Source organism: Lentilactobacillus sunkii DSM 19904, assembly GCF_001435575.1.
Taxonomy (GTDB): Bacteria; Bacillota; Bacilli; order Lactobacillales; family Lactobacillaceae; genus Lentilactobacillus; species Lentilactobacillus sunkii.
This window is the reverse complement of sequence record NZ_AZEA01000021.1, coordinates 21,918-40,071: the sequence shown is the minus strand read 5'-3', so window position 1 is coordinate 40,071 and position 18,154 is coordinate 21,918. Positions and strand designations below refer to the sequence as shown.

At 43.3% G+C, this 18,154-nt stretch carries 15 protein-coding genes; 7 read left to right on the top strand and 8 right to left on the bottom strand.

All coding sequences use genetic code 11. From position 1 onward, the window contains the following. Nucleotides 1-50: 50 nt before the first annotated feature. The 4 genes from trxA to FD17_RS10325 form a co-directional block, all read right to left on the bottom strand. Nucleotides 51-374 (bottom strand): thioredoxin, encoded by a 324-nt coding sequence (gene trxA / locus FD17_RS10340; protein ID WP_057826115.1) that lies wholly within the window; start codon nt 372-374, stop codon nt 51-53. After that, entirely contained in the window at nt 352-1,110 is a 759-nt protein-coding gene (locus FD17_RS10335; RefSeq protein WP_082617194.1) for a TerC family protein, read from the bottom strand. Before FD17_RS10335 ends, trxA begins: the two co-directional genes overlap by 23 nt. A 253-nt stretch (nt 1,111-1,363) precedes the next feature. Further along, nucleotides 1,364-1,984, bottom strand: coding sequence for a glycoside hydrolase family 73 protein (locus FD17_RS10330; RefSeq protein ID WP_057826113.1), 621 nt, complete (start codon nt 1,982-1,984; stop codon nt 1,364-1,366). Nucleotides 1,985-2,016: 32 nt separating this feature from the next. Next, the gene (locus FD17_RS10325) at nt 2,017-2,997 is read right to left on the bottom strand and encodes a linear amide C-N hydrolase (protein ID WP_057826112.1); all 981 of its coding nucleotides are present in this window, start codon (nt 2,995-2,997) and stop codon (nt 2,017-2,019) included. Between the two features lie 156 nt (nt 2,998-3,153). Here FD17_RS10325 and FD17_RS10320 point away from each other — a divergent pair, with 156 nt between their 5' ends. From FD17_RS10320 to FD17_RS10310, 3 genes are all read left to right on the top strand, one after another. Beyond that, a complete protein-coding gene (locus FD17_RS10320) occupies nt 3,154-5,865 on the top strand; it encodes an MMPL family transporter (RefSeq protein ID WP_057826111.1) in 2,712 nt (903 codons plus the stop codon). A gap of 291 nt (nt 5,866-6,156) precedes the next feature. Next, nucleotides 6,157-6,648, top strand: coding sequence for a C40 family peptidase (locus tag FD17_RS10315; protein WP_057826110.1), 492 nt, complete (start codon nt 6,157-6,159; stop codon nt 6,646-6,648). Nucleotides 6,649-6,793: 145 nt separating this feature from the next. Next, a complete protein-coding gene (locus FD17_RS10310) occupies nt 6,794-7,891 on the top strand; it encodes an acyltransferase family protein (protein ID WP_057826109.1) in 1,098 nt (365 codons plus the stop codon). Nucleotides 7,892-7,915: 24 nt separating this feature from the next. Here the strand turns inward: FD17_RS10310 and FD17_RS10305 are convergent, their stop codons facing one another. Next, nucleotides 7,916-8,347: a GNAT family N-acetyltransferase gene (locus FD17_RS10305; protein WP_057826108.1), complete on the bottom strand. Its 432-nt coding sequence runs from the start codon at nt 8,345-8,347 to the stop codon at nt 7,916-7,918. Nucleotides 8,348-8,374: 27 nt separating this feature from the next. Continuing rightward, nucleotides 8,375-9,034 carry a histidine phosphatase family protein gene (locus tag FD17_RS10300; protein WP_057826107.1) on the bottom strand — a complete coding sequence of 220 codons (660 nt, stop codon included), beginning with the start codon at nt 9,032-9,034 and terminating at the stop codon, nt 8,375-8,377. 164 nt (nt 9,035-9,198) lie between these two features. On the opposite strand from FD17_RS10300, the gene FD17_RS10295 reads away from it, so the two are divergent. From FD17_RS10295 to FD17_RS10285, 3 genes are read left to right on the top strand one after another with little or no spacing between them, the layout of a single operon-like run. Then, entirely contained in the window at nt 9,199-11,343 is a 2,145-nt protein-coding gene (locus tag FD17_RS10295) for an LTA synthase family protein (protein WP_057826106.1), read from the top strand. Between the two features lie 12 nt (nt 11,344-11,355). Next, the gene (locus FD17_RS10290) at nt 11,356-12,135 is read left to right on the top strand and encodes an ion channel (RefSeq protein ID WP_057826105.1); all 780 of its coding nucleotides are present in this window, start codon (nt 11,356-11,358) and stop codon (nt 12,133-12,135) included. A 15-nt stretch (nt 12,136-12,150) separates the two neighbouring features. Beyond that, the gene (locus tag FD17_RS10285) at nt 12,151-14,412 is read left to right on the top strand and encodes an ATP-binding cassette domain-containing protein (protein WP_057826104.1); all 2,262 of its coding nucleotides are present in this window, start codon (nt 12,151-12,153) and stop codon (nt 14,410-14,412) included. Nucleotides 14,413-14,458: 46 nt separating this feature from the next. Here the strand turns inward: FD17_RS10285 and FD17_RS10280 are convergent, their stop codons facing one another. After that, entirely contained in the window at nt 14,459-15,454 is a 996-nt protein-coding gene (locus FD17_RS10280) for an NAD(P)/FAD-dependent oxidoreductase (protein ID WP_057826103.1), read from the bottom strand. Between the two features lie 10 nt (nt 15,455-15,464). Then, nucleotides 15,465-16,547 carry a PrsW family intramembrane metalloprotease gene (locus tag FD17_RS10275; RefSeq protein WP_057826102.1) on the bottom strand — a complete coding sequence of 361 codons (1,083 nt, stop codon included), beginning with the start codon at nt 16,545-16,547 and terminating at the stop codon, nt 15,465-15,467. 148 nt (nt 16,548-16,695) lie between these two features. Here FD17_RS10275 and FD17_RS10270 point away from each other — a divergent pair, with 148 nt between their 5' ends. Beyond that, nucleotides 16,696-17,652 (top strand): nucleoside hydrolase, encoded by a 957-nt coding sequence (locus FD17_RS10270; protein WP_057826101.1) that lies wholly within the window; start codon nt 16,696-16,698, stop codon nt 17,650-17,652. The last annotated feature ends 502 nt before the right edge of the window (nt 17,653-18,154 follow it).

Here is an 18,154-nt window from a genome sequence, read left to right as displayed (position 1 = left end):
GGATTCACCAACAACAGTTGACGAAGAGCCGGTAAAATGCCTTTCAAACTTTATTGAACTTCTGCAATTTTTTGATCGAAATATTTTCGTAACTTATCTTTTGGGTAAATCCCGGAAACTTTTTCAGCGGCTTTGCCGTTTTTGAAAACAACTAGACTGGGAACACTCAAGACATGGTATTTTTCAGCAATTTCCTGATTGCCATCGACATTCATGCGACCAAAATGGATTTGATCACCATAATCTTTTTCCAAGTCTTCCAAAATGGGGTCCAAGATTTTACAAGGACCACACCATGGCGCCCAGAAATCGATAATGGTGATTTTATTATCAGTTTCTTTGGTTAAATTATCACGCGTTATCTCCGTGCTCATTGTCAGTCCTCCGATTTTTTCGTACATAATGAATAATTAAGGTAATAATAACCGCGGCTATCACAATCACACCGAATGCAGCTGCCGGAATTTCAATATCAATAGCCGGAATCGACAAGAATAACTTCAATGCAATAATGGCAATTAACACATACGCCATTGGCTGAAGTTCGGGAATGACGGCCATCAGCTTCATGATCACTTCAGCGACACCCCGCATTGCCAGGATACCAATCATCCCACCCATGAGGACAATCACCGGATTTGAAGAAATTGCCAGTGATGCCAACACAGAATCGATTGAGAAAACCACGTCCATAAATTCAATTTGGGCGACAACCGACCAAAACAATGAAAGGCCGTGTTTCTTACCTTTTGCAAGCTTTTTAGTTCGAACAATCTTGGTTTTCCTGAAGAACTGGTAAACCAGATAAAACAAATAAAGTGAACCAACTACTTTGATTTCCCAAAAGTGAATCAGGTATGTCCCAACTCCAATAACCAGGAAGCGGAAGAGATAAGCCCCCCACAGCCCATAGAACAGGGACTTTTCCCGCTGAACTTTGGTTGGCAGCGCTTGGGTCTGGGCTGCCAGGACAACGGCATTATCAACTGAAAGCAAACATTCAATGGTGACCAATGACAAAATAATCAGCCAGTCACTCCCACTGGTAATAACCGTTCCCCAGTTATGGGGATCAAAAAATGGACCATATAAATCAGAAACCCAATTCAACAATGTCGCATTCACCTCAACAAATTATTTGACTTAATGTTTTTTTCTTAGATGTGGTTCTGTGGTTTGATGGTGGGCTGAAAGCTGTGTATCTTACTTTGTGGCAGCTCAACTTTTACATAGACTAAACGTGTTTCGACGACCCTGACCCCTACTGTGTAAGGCCAAAATTGTAACGATAAACAAAGATCGTTTATCATTACAATTTCGGTCTTACACTCCGGGGTCAACCCGGGTCTCGTCACACTCTGCCCTACACTCTCTCATTCAGCGCCCTCAGATCATACCGACTCAAATCATATTTAACAATAATATGATTCAACTTGGATGCATAGTGGGGATCTGTTGCATAGCCGTTTTCCTGCAGCAGGCGCGTTGACTTGCGATAGCTCAATATGTTCTTCGACTTAATGAACTTGGAGCTCACCAGTTGATTGTGATCAGCGATCGATGCGGCCAGGTTCGGATACTTTCTGAACTGAGCCAAAACTTTGATCGATTTTCCATTTTCAACTTCTCCGGTGTAGAACTGAACAGACTGGCCGCGATAACTGCCCTTGATACCAAACAAATTGTTGGCCGAAGTTGATAACTCGGAAGTTCCGAATTGCGATTCCAGAATTGCTTGAGCGATAACAACGCTCGGCAAGACTTGGCGGTTCTTCAAATAAAGTTTCACAGCCGGACGACCAACTTGACTGATAAAGGTCTTCTTCTGGCGTTCCGAAAAGTGATTCGGCTTTTTTTGAACCAACGTCGGCGCTGATTGAGCTGGCTGCCGGTGACTTAACTGACTGCGCATTGTAACCCCGGCCACTAAAACCACAGAAGTTATTAGTAATAATAAGATAACCCGCCAACTTTGTTTTCGCAACTTGAACTCTCCCCAGAAATATCTCCAATATATTAGTTTAACTCATTGAAGGTGATTTTATCATCAACTTTGAAAAATTTTACTTCATTAGAGTGAATCAACTCATCGGTTAACTGAATTTTAGCGACAGACTTGGCATGGTAAGGCTGATAATAGTAGTTCCGACTTTCACAGCACACCGCTGCCCGATAAACCGAATACGTTGGTTGATGCTCACTACTCTTAGGTACGTTAACCGAGTCCAAAATATGCCAGCAATTATCAAATGCTTCATTTTCATTTTGGGGGATATCGATTCGTTCTTTTAAATATGAAGCTCGTACAAATCTGGATCCTGGTGAATACGAACCAGGTGGAATGGACTTTCCCGACACATTTCCGGTTGTTACCCGCGGTGTGTTTAATGGGACAGTCCCGTTGATAAAGTCTGGCGTGAAGTCCAAATATTTGTTCAGCTTATCAATTTGTCTGTCGAAATGATTACTGTTGGTGAGAACCCCTAGCGGATTTTCAATAATTTCAATTGGCGTCGTTACCGGTTCGATGACAACAATTCTGCCGGTTGGATCAGCAGCAGCAAAATGCAGCTCACTGTGCCCGTATTTCATTAAGCTGTGTTTATCAGCCATCAATTCAATTTCTTCAATATGATCTTCAATATCGGCAACTGATTTATAGTTGGACAACAAAAAGAATGACAATTCAAATGGTGCCAGGTGGATTTTATCTTCACCCGGTTCTTCTACCAACTCACTGCCATTTGTGAATGTCAGTTTTTGAACAGCCAGACCAAACTCGTTAACGCCATCGGACATATCAATTCGTTTGGCGTGCTGATGGCCCGAACCCAGCGTTGCGTATTTGGTGACATACTTTTTATCGTCATAGACTGAATGCCAGGCAAAGTTACGTGGAACGAAAACGGGATGCGCTCCCAGCTGTGGCCAGTCCATCGTCCGCGACAGAACGTGGGCACCATCTTCTTGGCCAATTTGAAAGATACTTGTACACAATTTAAGAACCTCCCATCAGAATGAGTCGAATAAATTTTACAACAATTCTTCCAATATACACTAAAACGCCCAAAACGTATCGCACTGCGCCTTATAAAATGGTAAACTCTTAATATATGAGCCTTTTTCATACATACATATTTAGGGGACGAATTAATGAAGGAAACTATCGCAAAATTACACAAAAATCGCTTATTCACGCTGTTAGTATGGCTGATTATTGCATTTATTGCAATTATAACCGCTCCCAACGTGACTGACACGCTGCAGTCATACAGTCAGCCGACATTCAGCCAAAATTCTCAGCCTGCCAAAGCGCAAAGTATGCGCAAAGATTGGGGATATAACCTTGGAAAAGCCTCAACCATCAACGTTGTGTACACCAATCCAAAGGGCAAGATTACCCCTAAGCAGCAGACTAAGATTGACACGGCCTTAAATAAACTCAAACAGCATCAATCATTTTACAGTATCAAAAAGATTGTGACGCTTAACACCAACGTTGCCGGCAAGCAGCAACTTCTGTCTAAAGACGGATCAACTCAAATTGCCAGTCTGGATATTGATGCCCAAAATAATACTTTACGGGTATTAACCAATGAATTGGTCAATGAGGTCAAAGTTTCCGGACTGAAATCCTATATTACCAGTCCAGAAATTGTCCGCGACGTCAATAACGAAAAGACCGCTCAAGTTACAAATATCATTTTGATTACCCTATTTGTGGTTTCGATGCTGATTGTCGGGATTTACTTCCGATCGATCTTTGCACCAATCATTTCATTCATTACTTTATTTGCAGCCTTTGTGACTTCTTTCAGCGGTTCGGTTGCCTTGGCAAAACACTTTAACTTTGCTTTTACCCAATATGCACCGCTTGAAATCGGGATTGCGACCGTGGTTCTGGGAACGATTTGGAATATTTACATTTATCGTAAGCTACGCAGTGTCCTATCAATGCAGCGGGAAGCCCGCTATGCTACTCAGCAAACCATTTCTGCCCTGCGGTTCCCAATCATCATTGTTGGCAGCGCCTTGGCAGTCATTTTTGCCTGCTGTGGCTTCATCAACTATGATCAACTCCAGTCATTATGGGTACTTGGCATCACTTATGTCGTCTTGATGCTGGCCGTGTTGACATTAAACGCCGTCTTCATGGCTGCTCTTGGCGAAAGCCTCTTCTGGCCATCCAACGCCCCGTTGACTGCTATGAAATCACACTTCTGGAACCGGGCCACCGATTTCTCGCTCTGGCAGCCAATCGCCGCATTTTTGGTCGTTTTGTACTTAACTCTGCCATTTATTTATTTCTATCACACAAGTTTAAATTATTCACCAATGACCAATTTGGCCAAAACCAACCAAGCTGTTAAAGGGGCCCACGTCCTTCAAGCTCATTTCTCACAAGGAAAAGCAACCCCAATTACCATTTACTTGAAAAACGATCAACCACTGGATAACGAAAAATACCTCCAGCATTTGGATCAACTGACAACTAAGCTGCAGCATACCAAGGGTGTCAGCGCGGCTTATTCATTAACTCAGCCAAGCGGTATGCCAATTGAGAAGTATTACGTTTCCAATCAGTTGGAATCAATCGGATTGAATGCCAAGCAGGCAACCGGCCAGCTGTCCCAAGCCTCCAATGGAATAGACAGCAGCGGCAGCAATCTGAACTTATCCGGCCTGAAACAACAGGTTAAAGAAATGCAGGAACTGGTTAAGCAAAGCAACAAGATCGTGCAAGACAGTTCCAGTCTCGCATCACAGGTTAACAGCGTTGCCGCCAACTCCAGTGTTACCGTTCAACAAGGGGCTTCTGCAAGAGTTCGGGCATATCAGAAGCGGATTAACGAATTGAATCAATCTTTGCAGGCTGTTTCAGCCGGTATCAGTCAGTTAAACGCTGAAGGATCAGTCATTCAAAATTATGGTCAAAACAGTGCCAATAACCTTCAGAGTTACAGCCAGCAAATCAGCCAGGTTCAAAAGCAATTGAAGCAGGTCGGCAGCCAGGTTAACTCCTCAACCGATCAGTTGAATAACATTTACGATTATTTGAATGGCCTCCAAAAGTCTGGTGCCGCCAACGTTTATTACATTACCAAAGCACAATTGGCGGATACCGATTTTCTCCAAACCATGTTGAACTACACCAGTCAGGATAAAAAGATTACAACGATTCAAGTTGTGATGAAGAATGCCCCATCCAGCAAGACCAATATAAAACAGGTCAAAACGTTGGAACAACAGGTTCACCTTCAATTAAGAGGGACACCACTTTCTTCTGATCAAATTGCCTTTACCGGTGAACCAGTTACGCAATCAATGAATCAATCCAAGATGAATCATCATTTCATCACCTTACTGGCAATTGTCATCATTGGAATCTTGGTAACGGTGTTCATTGTCAGCCGATCAATTCTTCAGCCGCTGTACTGGACGATTGCATTTGTCATGTCTGCAGTCACCGGTTTCCAATTAACGTATTTGACAATGCATTACGCAACCGGCACCAATCAATTTGACTGGCAGGTTCCAATACTGGCGGTCAGCATCTTAACCGCCGTCGCTGCTTGGCAGATCATTGCCCTGGGATTGTCGTTCAGGTACACGGAATTGTCACTTCTGGAATGGATTCGACCAACGATGGCAAGTTATGGTAAGATCGTTCGTTACATTCTGTTAGTCGTCATCGCGTTAGCCATTGGATTAACGTTCGGTGCATCGTTTGCAATGGTTGAAACGGCATTAATTGTCATCTACACAGTTTGTGTTTACTACCTGATTCTGCCAATGATCGTCACTTCGATGGGTAAACTAGCAGTTACTTTGCCAAATAAAAAGAATATTTTAAAGAACAAATAAATAATTTATTAATTTTTATATTCCTGTTACGTCATCACCTAATAAAAGTCAACTGACATATTACCCAAAATCGTCAAAAAAGACATTCAATTCGGTTTGAATGTCTTTTTTGTTTGCTCACTTACAAATGCTCCTTTGCATGGGCATGTAAGCGGATATTCACAAGCTGAGTGACTTTTGTTGCAAACGTCATATGACATTTAACTGCATTGCAAATAGTTTGTTACACTCCTGCAACAATTCATTGGTATTCTGGTACTTGTAGATTTGATAGGGAGTTGTTGATAAAAAATGAAATTACATACAAAAATATTATTAACTTTAGTAGCATTGTTCACATTGTCATTCGCCGGTTTCCAAGATGCTCAAGCATCAAAAGCTGACGATACAGATGCATCATATGCAGCTGTATACAAAGTAGCTAAGCAAAACCTCGGCAAGCCATATGTTTATGGTGCCACTGGCCCATCAGCATTTGATTGTTCAGGATTTACCAGCTATGTTTTCAAGAAGGCTGCGAGCGTATCACTTCCTCGTACCGCCCAAGCACAATATAACGCCGGCCAAAAGGTATCATACAGTAACATCCAAAAGGGTGACCTGGTATTCTTCGGTTGGAGCGCATCATCAATTTCTCACGTTGGGATGTACATCGGTAAAGGTAAGATGATCGATGCTCAAAACCGCGGAGTCATTACTGAATCTGTTAAAGCACCATGGTGGAACTATGTTGGATCTGCTCACGTAGCCAACTTCGATGCTGACAACGATACAGACGATTAATCTATAACACATAATATCAATTAACAATTCAATCATCTATCCTAAACAGGCTGGAAACATTCATTTGTTTCCAGCCTGTTTTTGCATTCTCGTGATTCGTTGGTATATTTAGAGTATAAGATTTGATTGAAGGAGTATCCAAAAAATGGACTACGAAGCTAAGTCACCTACCACCCCGGATATTGGTGATTATCTAAAAATAATTGCCTGTACAACGGTCATGCTGCAGACTATCCTCGGACTCGCTTTAACAACTCATCCCAGCTCGACAATTCAAATGGGTATCGGGATTACATACAACTTAATCAAATTCACTGCACCGGCTTTTATCACCGGCATTCTATATACGACCATTCGTGTCACTGGTGAAACTGATCTAGGCTATCGTGCATACTTGGGGCAGATGTGGCACACACTGTTCTTACCGACAATTCTCTGGACAACCATTTATCTGGTACTCATGCCTTGGGTTCAGCAAGTGAGTCACTACCACACCCTTGCTCAGTTTGCCTGGCAATTTGTCAATGGTAATGCTGCCCCTCACCTTTGGTATAATTCGATGATGCTTCAGTTCATCTTTTTAATGCCATTCTTTTGGTGGCTGGCTGCGTGGTGCAAAAGCCGTTCTTCCAGGGGACTCATCGCTCTATCAACAACTGTCGTGATATATTTTGGGTGGTTGACTTTCTATGATGCTCAGGTCTTCCACGGCCCTCACATGCACGATTGGTATTTATTGGACCGGTTATTTATTAGTTTTCTCATCTATGGTGTCATTGGCGTTCTAGCGTGGCAATATCGCCGATTTACAAGCCAATTTCTCCGCAAATGGTGGCCACTGATTTTGTTGGTTGCTTTGGGTTCACTTATTTGGGTTAACCTGGAGCTCTTCCAATACAGACTGCCTGTCCAATTGGCCAACGCTCCCTACTACAAACCTTCAATGGCAATTTATGATCTGGTGATAATCATGCTGATTGCAGCGTTGGCAGTCTACCAGCTTGGACATAAACGGCAAATTACTGAAACTGTCCATATCATGGCCAATTACGCCTACCCCGCCTTTTTATCAAATGTCTTTTGGGATCAATTACTATGGTTATCGTTTGGGCGAAATCTGACAAGCAGCCATCCGGTAATCGGGATTATAACAGTCTATATTGGTACCTGGATTTTGTCGTTTGCCTCGGCAATTAGCATCCATCATGTATGGAAATGGCTCCGCTCAAGACACAAAAAATAAAGGATCGGGAAACTTCCCGGTCCTTTATTTATTAATCAATTTTTCCATATTCACGTGCTTAATCCCGACTTCCATAAAGGGATCACCATACTGCTTAAATCCCAGCGTTTCATAGAAGCCGATTGCGGTCGCCTGAGCACCCAAGTAAAATCTGGGTGCATCTTGAAACATTGTTGAATCAAGAATTGCTTCCATCAATTGTTTGGCATATCCCTGATGACGAGCAGCCTTTTCGGTAGCCACCCGTTGAATATGAACGCCATCTTCAGTTACCGTAGTTCGGGCAGTCGCCACCGGTTCGCTGTCTTCATAGGCAACAAAGTGAAATGCATCGGAATCTGTACCATCAAACTCATCGGCTTCATTGATGCCCTGTTCTTCCACGAACACGTGACGACGAATCGCGCGAGCATCTTGATAAATATCATCTAATTGATCTGTTACCTTAATTTCCACATTGCTACCTACCTATATTTATCAAATTTATTGTTCGTTGAATGAAAGGACCTTAATGTTGTCGCCGTCAACTTCCAGCTTTGTCAAGCTGCCATTAGCCGGCCGTTCGGTCACATCGTATTTACCATTACCATATCGCTCAACGATGCTCAAAAGTGTATTGCCATGGCTGATCAACAATACGTTGTCGCCGTCTTTAATATCCTTATTGCTCTTGATTAAATCAAATCCCTGATCCAGTCGCTTCCAATATTCTTCATTATTTTCAGCCTGATGGAATGGATCGGCATCTTTCAAATAGTCCTTGGCTTTACCAATTGAGTATTTATCAACAATATCTCTAAAAGTCGGCAGCCCATGAGGTGCGCCTGCCAGATACCAGGCTTGATCCATATCGTTTCCTTCAAAATAGCCATAGAACTCTTCTCGAAAGAACATTGATGTAATTGGCGCATCAATATCTGAAGCATCATTTTTATCCAAAATGGTCTGGGCGGTTTGTTCTGCTCGCGTCGTATCACTGCAGTAAGCTGCAGCGAATTTGGTGTTCTTGAGCTTTTCTCCGGTATCAACCGCATTTTGAATTCCTTTATCTGTCAGTGGTGAATTACTCCATCCCTGCAGCTTGTTATAAATGTTAAAGTAGGTCTGTCCGTGACGAACCATGTACAAAGTAAATTTACTCATGATGACACTTCCTTTACCCTTAATATCTAAAGTATACCAAGTTTTTCCGACCGCGCGCAGGTCAAATCAATTTAAGATTTCCAGAAAATCGCTTGATTTTTGATATTTTGTCATGATTTTTTGATAAGATGAAGCAAGTAATTATTTTAAGGAGCAAATTCGTTTTGAAATATATTAATTGGACCCTGGAAAAATGCAGCACACGGAAGGGGTTTATCGTTCTATTAATCGTCTGCTTCTGGGCCAAAACCATGTTGGCCTATTTTGTTGACCTTGGATTGGGAATCACCAATCCCTTTCAATTCTTCATTGTTCTCATTAATCCATTGGCAACCACGACGCTACTGCTCAGCATCGCCCTTTACTTTAAAAAGAGCCGATTCTTCTATCCAATTGCACTTCTAATCTCAATTCTGAATACCGTTTTACTTTACTTGAACGTCATCTACTTCCGGGAATTCACAGATTTCATGACGGTCAGCACCATGACCGGCTACTCCAAGGTCAATCAGGGGCTCAGTGGCAGTTCACTTGCCCTAACCAACTTTCATGATATTTTTTATTGGATCGATTTAATCGTTATCATTGGCCTGCTGGTATTTAAGAAAATCAAGATCGACCCCCGTCCGCTTAACCGCCGAATTGGCCTTGCAGTGACCTCATTTTCAGTTCTCTTTTTCGCGGTTAATCTGTCATTAGCCGAAATGGATCGGCCTCAGCTTTTGACGCGGACCTTTGATCGAGCTTACATAGTTAAATACTTGGGATTAGACGCCTTTACCGTTTACGATGGGCTAAAGTCCCAGCATAATAACGATTTGCGGGCTACAGCTACTAAATCAGAGCTAAATGATGTTCTAAAATTCACCCGCAAGCACTACGCCAAGCCAAATAAGAAATACTATGGGATTGCCAAGGGTAAAAATGTCATCATTATCCATTTGGAAAGTTTCCAACAATTCCTAATTAACAAGAAAATCAACGGTCAAGAAGTCACGCCATTCCTGAACAAGCTCTATGGCAGCAAGTCTTCATACGCATTCAAGAACTTCTTCCACCAAGTCGGTCAGGGGAAAACTTCCGATGCTGAAAACATGCTTGAAACCAGTACCTATGGCCTACCGCAGGGATCCTTATTTGCCCAGCTCGGCAGCGATAATACTTTCCAAGCCGCTCCGGCAATTCTCAACCAACGCCGCGGCTATACCAGTGCCGTCTTCCACGGAAACATTGCCAGTTTCTGGAATCGGAACAATGTTTATAAGAACATGGGATATCAATACTTCTTTGATGCCAGTTATTACAACACCACTGGTGACCGGTCATTGGGCTATGGATTGAAAGATAAGCTGTTGTTCAGGGACTCTGTCAAATACCTTCAGAATCTCCAACAACCCTTCTATGTTAAGTACATTACGGTTACCAACCATTTTCCATACGATTTGGACAAAGAAGATACCAACTTTAAAACAACCGATACCGGCGATAACGTCGTTGATAACTACTTCCTGACTGCTCATTATCTGGACCAGGCCGTTCATGAATTTTATAATTATATGCGCAAAACCGGCCTGCTTAAACACTCAGTTATCCTGCTTTATGGAGATCATTATGGTATCTCGAACTCTGAAAACACCAATTTAGCAAAAGCTCTGGGCAAGAATCCAGATGATTGGGATGACTTTGACAACGCTCAGCTCCAGCGGGTTCCGTTAATTATCAACATCCCTGGAGAAAAGAACGGCTTTGTTTCCAAAAAATACGGTGGTGAAATTGACGTTCTGCCGACTCTGATGCACTTGTTAGGTGTCAGCAGCAAGCGCTACGTACAATTTGGGACCGATCTGCTATCGAAACAACACGATCAAGTTGTCGCATTCAGAAACCAGGATTGGGTCAGCCCATCGTTCACGTCCATTAGCGGCGATATCTATTCCAATAAGACTGGCCAACTGCTGAAGTTGACCAAGCGTCAGCAGGCTCAAGTCAAGAAGGATCGGGAAAGAGTCGACACCGAATTGTCACTCTCGGATTCACTCAATGAGAAGAACCTTCTGCGTTTCTACCATCCAAAGGGCTTCAAATCCATCGACCCTCGGAAGTATAACTACGCCGACTTATACCAAAAAGAACGACGAATTGAAGAACGGCTTGGCAAGAAGTCAACCAGTATTTACTCCAAGAATGGTGATAAATCCACTTGGAAGGAATACTTCACCGACGCACCCGAAATTCACCATAAGACCACTGACAGTAACCGAATCAAGATCACCAATCCAGATGCAAATAATAACGATAGCAGTCGTTAGGGGGAATCTGAGATAAAACAAGACACAAAACGACAAGGCATTCTGCTTTATAATATCCTGGTTGTTTCATTGGCTTTGATTTCCTTTGCTCTGGCATTTCTGGCACTCGCTGCCAAAATAACCCTCAGACAAGGGCCATACCGAATTGTATTCGGACTCATATGGCTCTTTTTTCTGATCGATTATTTAGTCAGATTTAAACTGGCCAAGTCAAAGAAAGACTTTCTGATCTCCAATTTGTTTGATCTAATCGCATTGATTCCATCGCATCCGATTTTTATCTTCTTTCGGATCGCGCGAATCTATTCAATTGTCCGTTACTACAACTTGTTGTGGCGGTTCGGTATTTCAGGCAAATGGACCAATGCGCTCCACAAGTTTCTTTACGACACGGGTTTTATTTACTTGTTATCAATTTCCTTGGTTATTCTGATTTTCAGTTCCTTGATCTTCGCGTCATTTGAACATGATTCCCTGCAGAATTCACTCTGGTGGGCCATTTCGACAGCGACAACCGTTGGTTATGGGGATATCACGCCAAAGACCGATGGTGGCAAAATCATCTCAGCCATCCTAATGCTCGGTGGAATCGGTTTTATTGGTTTGTTAACCTCAACAATTACCGATTTCTTCACATCTCAAGACAAGCACGTTGACCAAACAGATGCCCTCAAGGAATTAACCAAGCAGGTGACTCATCTCTCACGACAAGTTAATCAAATGCAAAAAGAACTCAAAAAAGAAGCAGGTCACAAAAGGTCGGCTCCTGTCAGGGAACATAAAAAGAAATAGGAGGCTTCTATTTAGATGTTTGAAAAAGGCACAATTGACGTTCATGATGCATATCAAAATAATTTGAAGCATATTGATTTGAAAATTCCCAAATACGCGATCACGGTATTTGCCGGATTGTCAGGATCCGGAAAGTCATCGCTGGTGTTCGACACAATCGCCGCAACGTCCAGACGAGAGCTTAACGAAACCTTTCCCAGCTTCACCCAACAGTATCTGCCAAAATATGGTCAGCCCCACGTTAAAAGCATTGAACATCTGCCAGTTGCCATTGTGATCGAACAAAAGCGAATTGGTAAGAATGCCCGTTCGACACTTTCAACTTATACCGGAATCTATTCATTATTGAGGTTGTTGTTCTCAAGAGCTGGAAAGCCCTTTGTCGGCTATTCAGACACCTTCTCGTTTAACCTGCCTCAAGGTATGTGCCAAGAGTGCCAGGGATTAGGCTACGTTGATGATATTGATGCCAATACGTTAATTGACCCTGAAAAGTCGTTGAACCAAGGCGCAATCACCTTCGTCAGCTTTGGACCCAACACTTGGCGGTGGCGGCGATACACCGACAGTGGCTTATTTGACAACGACAAGCCTCTGAAAGACTACACCAAAGAAGAAATGGATACATTGTTGTATGCACCCCAACAAACGTTGAAAGATGCCCCATCGGCATGGCACCGGACTGCTCTTTATGAAGGCCTGGTTCCCAGAATTCGCCGCTCCATCATCGGCAAACGTGAGGCCCAGCACCACAAAGAAGCCCTGGCTAAAATTGTCACCAGAAGGCCTTGTCCAGACTGTCATGGGACTCGCCTTCGTCCTGAAGTCCTCACTTGCAAAATCAATGACAAAAATATTGCAGATGTTCTGTCGATGGACCTGGTTCATGCATTGAAGTTCCTGCATGAAATCAACGTCCCGCTGGTCACCGATGTTATCCGTGAAGTCGCTACCAAAATTCAGTCGCTGATTGATATCGGCCTTGGCTACCTCACCTTGGATAGAAGTACCGAAACCCTGTCTGGCGGAGAAACTCAACGGATTAAGATCGCTAAATTTTTGACCAGTTCACTTGTCGATATGGTCTACATTTTGGATGAACCCAGCGTTGGTCTGCATCCCCACGATATTCAATTAATTAAAAACGCCCTGATTAATTTGAAAAACAAGGGCAACACAATCATGGTTGTTGAACATAATCCAGAATTGATCCCAATCGCCGACTATGTCGTTGAAATTGGTCCTAAAGCCGGTCGCAGTGGTGGTCGGATAACCTTTACCGGCACATATGATCAGTTATTGAGTGCCAACACCATGACCGGAAAATATCTGAAGCAGCCGTTGACGTATCGCGAGCCACGGCAATTTGACGAAACAATTTCTCTAACCCATATCAACACTCACAATTTAAAAGATGTCAGCGTGACCATTCCACTGGGAGTAGAAACTGTCATCTCAGGAGTGGCCGGCTCAGGAAAGAGTTCTTTGGTTGATGCATTACGGCCAAAGCTCCATGAACCCTACATCGATTTGGCCCAAGGCGCAATTGGAACCAATATCCGATCGACGCCTGTCACCTACCTTGATATCTTGGATGATATTCGAAAGATTTTTGCCAAAACATCCGGCGCTTCGACCAGCCTGTTCAGTTACAACGGCAAGGGCGCTTGTCCCCGCTGTAAAGGAAAAGGTGTGACCATCACCAACATGGCCTTCATGGACCCAGTCGTTCAAAAATGTGAAATGTGTGACGGCAAACGGTACAATGACGAAGCCCTCAGCTACCTGTACCACGGAAAGAATATCAGTGAAGTCCTCAACATGCCGATTGAATCGGCCATTGATTTCTTCAAAGATACCTCAAAAGTGTATGATAAATTGATCAACATGCAAAAAGTTGGTTTGGACTACCTCACTCTGGGTCAACCATTAACCACTTTATCTGGCGGGGAACTGCAGCGCTTAAAGTTAGCGGTCCAATTAAACAAAACCGGAACGATTTATCTGTTGGACGAACCAACCGCCGGCCTGCACATGAAAGACGTTGCTAAGCTCATCAAGTTATTTGATGAACTGGTGGCTGCCGGCAACACCCTGATCATCGTCGAGCACAACCTGGAAGTCATCAGTAAGGCTGATTGGCTGATTGATGTCGGCCCGGATGCCGGAATTTACGGTGGTCGGATTTTGTTCTCCGGTCTGCCAAAAGATTCTCAGAAGGAACCCAAATCTCGAACTGGTCAGGCTTTGAAGCAATATAATTTAGATAGACAATAAAAAAGTTATCCGCGAAATTGATCGTGGATAACTTTTTTGGTTAGTCTCATTTTTTAATTGACGTACTGTGAATCGGACCTCTGCGATCCGGATACAAACTCTTCATAATTGAATTAACGGCAATTGGCGCTTCGCCAAAGGCTGTCGCAATCAACGGCTGTTTACCGTCATAATTGGAAACATCCCCGATTGCGAAGACATTGGCCAAGTTGGTCTTACCACTTGGTTGAACTTCGATGGTACCACGGTTGATTTCCGGATGGGCATGCCATTTGTTCAAAGCATCGTCTTGGGCAATGAACCCATAGTTCACGACAATCTTATCAACGGCCAGCTTCTTGATTTCATCGGTCTTCATTTTCTTGGCTTCGACTTCAACCTGACCGTTATCCAATTGAGTTAACCCTTTGATCAAATAAGGGGTAACTGGTTCAATAGTTGATTGAATCAACCGTTCCACGTTGTGCTCCAACGCCCTGAACTTGTCTCTTCTGTGCAGTAGATAAACTTTTTTGGCAACTCCATGCAAAAGCAATGCTTCATCAATGGCTGAATCACCACCACCAGCCACCAGCACCGTTTGATCACGAAATTGTTCCAAGTGCTTAACACTGTAAAATAAACTTTTGCCTTCAAAATCTTCACTGTTGTCAACGGCGAGCTTACGGGGGTTAAATGCCCCCACGCCGCTGGCAATGATGATTGCTTTGGTTTTGGTTGTTTCCTGATTGGTCGTAATTTGGTAACCACCGTCGATCTGTTCGACATCAATCACTGTTTGATTTAATTTAACAGCCGTATCAGAGCCGCTGAGCTGCTTTTCCAGTTCATCGACTAATGTTCTGGCTTTGATGTTGGGATAGCCGCCAACGTCTAATATGGTCTTTTCAGGGTATAGTGCGGTAACTTGGCCACCCATTTCAGAGAGGCTTTCAATAATTTGTGTTTTGGCGTTTCTCAATCCCGCGTAAAATCCGGCAAACATCCCTGCCGGTCCGCCACCGATAATTGTAATGTCGTAGAATGAATCAACTTCTGCCATCATGGTCCTCCTAGCGTTTATTTACTAATTTTTTCTGTTTACTTCGATGAATGATAATTTGTTGGCCCTGAAGCGTCTTAACTTCCCGCAATCCGGCATCAATCATGATGAAAATTAAGAACCAGCCAACGATAATATCAATAAATTCCTGCAATAATGATACACCGATTCCAGTGTTTGGGATATCCCAGTCCCAAAATGTGTGAAGGCAAATGACGATTAAGAAAAAGACGTAAAATTTTGGCTTCGTGAAAAAGTCTTTGACCGTAAACTGCTTTTTCCGGGTTTTGCCAAGGATCACCGCCCCACCAATAATGGCTGCCCAGATTGCGTGGGTGCCGATGGCTTGAAAGCTTCGGGTAAAAATCGTTGCCAGGCCATATTCACTCACATAACCGGAACTTTCAAACACCGAGAACCCGGCACCAATCGCAGCCCCGATCAAGACGCCGTTAAAAATATAATTCGCTTTGTACGTATTGATGAACAGGATAATGACCACACACTTGGCCAGTTCCTCCACAATCCCGACAATTAATGCCGATTCAATGCTGACTTCGGTTCGAATTGGCAAGATTAAATAAAAGGTCATCGTCACAATCAGCGATAGAATTCCGCCCACCAAAAAGATGACCATCGTCTGCCGGACCGAAATATTTTGATACACGTTGATTTCAAAGAACATCATCAGCAGGGAAAACGGAACGGCCAAAGAACCGATAAAGATGATCCCGGGAATGACCTTATTGCTCTTGAAGACAAACAGAAGTGCCATCAGCATCACAAAACTAATTGCAAGCAGTAAAAAGACCCGCGTAAAGAACCATGGCGTAACTGGTCGGCTGGATACCTTGCGCAGACTTGGTGTGGTGGTTTTGGTCCCAACGATAAATAACCGGTCAGCCTCCTCACGGGTGTGCCGCTTAAAGACTTGAGAAAACATTCGTGACAAATGAATTTCAACCGGGCTGTCCGGCTCGGTTTCTCCCAAGTGTTTGGCGATATTATCATCTAAATTATCATAATTTCGACGGACACCGGTCCACACCAGGGAGAAAAATTTACTTCCTAAATTTTTAGCACTAGATTTCATAATTCACTCCTATGGTTGATACCATTAAGCGTAACTTACAAATTAATTGGTTTCAAGGTTACCGCAGAATTGAGTTTCAAGAAAAATTCGGTTATGATTAGGTAAAGGGTTTTCATCCTTGATAATACACAAACGGAGGTAGTTCTTAATGGCTCAGAAAAAAATGATTCTTGACCTGGACACCGGTATTGATGACGCAATGGCAATCGCCTATGCTGTCGCCGATCCCGCTGTTGATTTAATTGGTATTATCGGTTCATACGGTAATGTTTACGTTGAAGATGGTGTTCAAAATTCACTGAAGATTCTTGAACTCTTGGGTGCAACAGACGTCCCTGTATATCAAGGATTGTCACACTCGTCCGAATCAGACCACTTCGACAGAATGCCGATTAGTGCGCAAATTCACGGTGAAAACGGAATTGGTGATGTTGAGCTGCCAGATCCAAAACGTCAACCAGAAAAAGGCGACGCCATCGACTTCTTCATTGATGCGGTTAAGAAATACGGCAAAGATTTAATCTTGGTTCCAACTGGTCCATTAACCAACTTGGATGCAGCCATCAAGAAAGCTCCGGAAATCACCAAAGAAATCGGCAACATCACTATCATGGGTGGTGCTGTAACCGTTCCAGGTAACGTGACCAACGTCGCAGAAGCCAACATTCAACAGGATGCAACCGCTGCTGACCACGTCTTTAGAAAAGCCCCACTGACTCAAGTTGGCTTGGACGTTACGTTGAGAACGTTGTTAACTTACAAAGAGACCCAACAATGGCGTGATCTTCACACCAAATCAGGTGAAGCATTTGCCGACATCGTTGACTATTACATTAAAGCATATGAAGTTACCAGCCCCGATCTTCACGGCTGTGCCCTTCATGATCCATTTGCAGTTGGTGTTGCCATCAACCCCGACTTTGTTCAAACAATCGGCTTGAATATGTATGTCACCACCGACGAGAAATACTATGGTCGAACTACCGGTGACCCTGCCCGTTTGGACGATCCACATACCAACGTTAAAGTTGCGGTTAATGCCGACGTTGATGCCTATCTGAAAGCATTCATGAGCAATCTGACAGGTCTGTTCAGTAAACATTAATCTTTAAATCTCGCTTTAGCCTCTAAGCCATGTAAATTGGTTTGGAGGCTTTTTTGCAAGTTTCTGATTGAAAACGACTATCGCTGTGTCCCGGTCCATCGGCTCCGCCTGCTGTAGTGGCTTGGTATTTCGAGCCTGTAGTCTCGAAATATCAAGATGCTGTAATCACGGCTTTCAGCCGTTTCAACAGCATTCTCACTACTGCTGGCAATGCCGGTGAACCGGAACACAGCTACTTGGATAAAGGATTAGAATCCGATATGACATCTGACTTTCCTGTAGCTTTGGTAAGCAATTTAACTATCTAGCAGTATGGAAATGTCGACACTAGTTTCTTCTGTTAGTAATCCCCATTATTAAAACCAACCCGAACATCACCCCTGCTGCCTGATTTTACTGGTTTGGCATTGCCAGCCATAGTGAAAGTATCGTTGAAGCCGATGAAATCGGCAATTACGATACCTTTGTATTTCAAGACTACAGGCTTGAAATCAAAGCCACT